Consider the following 2,379-nt stretch of genomic DNA (forward strand, 5'->3'; position numbering starts at 1 on the left):
TCCCCTAGGGGATTCGAACCCCTGTTACCGCCGTGAAAGGGCGGTGTCCTAGGCCTCTAGACGAAGGGGACCCGGACATATTGTTTTACTTCTAATATAACGAAGACCTATAAGTAACACTTTAGAAGGCTATTAAAGTGAAACCGCCGTGCTCTTAATAAAAATAGCGCGGTGTCCTAGGCATCTCTTCTTTAATCGAAGGGGACCCGGACTGCATTAAACTCTGCAAAGAGTGAATAACTCATTAAGTTCTGTAGGCTAAAACTTAACGCTTGAATTGTTGTAAAATTGGTGGAGCTACACGGGATCGAACCGTGGACCTCTTCGCTGCCAGCGAAGCGCTCTCCCAGCTGAGCTATAGCCCCTCAACTTTACAAATTGCATTTGGACATGCTGCGATAAATAATCACATCGTGTCTCAAGTACGGGGCGCATTTTATGCAGCCTGCCCAAAAGTGTCAACTCGTTTTTTAAGAATTTATTCTAGCTGCTACAAAATCAATCGCTTTGGATATTCTTTGTTCGCAACGAGCCTTTCCAATGAGAAATAAGGTTAAATCTACAGCAGGTGACATTCCGGCGCCTGTAACAGCGACACGTAAAGGCATTCCAACTTTACCCATTCCTACTTCAAGTTCTGCTGCGGTGTCTTCAATTGCTTGATGAATTGCTTCAACAGACCAATCAGATAGAGCAGAAATTTTTTGTTGGATTAACTTAAGTGGTTCCATTGCAACACCACGCAAGTGCTTTTTCGCTGCATTTTCATCAAAAGCGTCGAAATCTTCATAGAAGTAGCGACTAGATGCGGCTAACTCTTTTAAGGTTTTCGCTCTTTCTGCAAGTGCTGTGACAACTTCAGCTAAAGCAGGGCCGTTTGTGGTATCAATTTTTTGGTCATCCATATGCCATTGAAGGTGGCCTGCAACATATTCTGGTGCCGACTCTTTAATGTAATGCTGGTTTAGCCAATTTAATTTGTCAGTATTGAATGCAGAAGCTGCTTTGTTGATGTCATCTAATTTAAATAATGAAATCATTTCATCAATTGAGAATACTTCTTGATCGCCATGTGACCAACCTAAACGAACTAAGTAGTTCAATAGGGCTTCAGGTAAATAGCCATCATCACGGTATTGCATTACGCCAACTGCGCCATGACGTTTTGATAATTTAGCGCCATCGTCGCCTAAAATCATTGATACGTGCGCATATTCAGGAACAGGTGCACCTAATGCTTTTAAAATATTAATTTGGCGAGGGGTGTTATTGATGTGATCTTCACCGCGTACAACACAAGTGATCCCCATGTCCCAGTCATCAACAACTACACAGAAGTTATAAGTTGGCGTGCCTTCAGTTCGGGCAATGATCAAATCATCTAAAGTATCGTTAGCAAATTCGATGCGACCACGAACATGATCATCAAATACCACACTACCTTCTGTAGGGTTTTTGAAACGAATAACAAACGGCTCGTCAGTTTCACGTGGCGCTAAGTTACGACAATGGCCATCATATTTTTGAGACTCACCATTAGCAGCTTGTTCTTCACGCATTGCTTCAATACGCTCACGTGAGCAGTAACACTTATATGCACTGCCTTGTTCTAGCATTTGAGCAATGATTTCATTGTAACGATCAAAGCGCTTGGTTTGGTAATACGGGCCTTCATCCCAAGTTAAGCCTAACCACTCCATACCTTCTAAGATCGCAGCGCAAGCTTCAGGTGTTGAACGTTCAATATCTGTATCTTCTACACGTAAAACAAACTCACCTTGGTTCGCACGAGCATATAGCCAAGAATAAAGTGCTGTACGAGCACCACCTACATGTAAAAAGCCTGTTGGGCTTGGAGCAAAACGCGTCTTAGTTGTCATAATGGGACACTGACCTATTTCTGAAAACGTCTATATAAAGACAGATATAATAAAGTGGCCGATATTCTATACCCAAACCACCACATTATGCGAGTTCCACTCTTGTTATTTTCATTCTTGTGGAGCAGGCATTCACTATAGTCAACGTCATCTAATATTGCGCAATCAATTTAAGTTTGAATATAAAGGTTAGTAGTAGTCTACTAACTAACAGGTATTAGTGGAGGCAGAAAGAATATAATAGGGGGCTTATCAATAGTGAGATGTTATTTATTCGCCAAAATCTGGTTGATGTCAGCAAAAGGCGGTCTAATGCGTCTAACAATCAACCAAGACGGCTGTTTTTAGCGCGCCTGAACTTTTTTAATCAAAAAGTCGTTGACAGTATTTCGTTGCTCCCTATAATACGGCCCCACACAGCGAGGTCGATTAGCTCAGCTGGGAGAGCACCTCCCTTACAAGGAGGGGGTCACTGGTTCGAGCCCAGTATCGACCACCA

The 2,379-nt window shown here is 42.5% G+C and carries 1 protein-coding gene and 2 tRNA genes; 1 reads left to right on the forward strand and 2 read right to left on the reverse strand.

Annotated elements, in window-relative coordinates; translation table 11 throughout:
• Positions 1–289 precede the first annotated feature (289 nt).
• Both Q4533_RS19520 and gltX read right to left on the reverse strand, forming a co-directional pair.
• Positions 290–365, reverse strand: a tRNA-Ala gene (locus Q4533_RS19520).
• Positions 366–470: 105 nt separating this feature from the next.
• Positions 471–1,880 (reverse strand): glutamate--tRNA ligase, encoded by a 1,410-nt coding sequence (gene gltX / locus Q4533_RS19525; protein WP_102436489.1) that lies wholly within the window; start codon positions 1,878–1,880, stop codon positions 471–473.
• A gap of 423 nt (positions 1,881–2,303) precedes the next feature.
• On the opposite strand from gltX, the gene Q4533_RS19530 reads away from it, so the two are divergent.
• A tRNA-Val gene (locus Q4533_RS19530) sits at positions 2,304–2,379 on the forward strand.

It is taken from the genome of Shewanella sp. 6_MG-2023, from assembly GCF_030547195.1.
GTDB lineage: Bacteria > Pseudomonadota > Gammaproteobacteria > Enterobacterales > Shewanellaceae > Shewanella.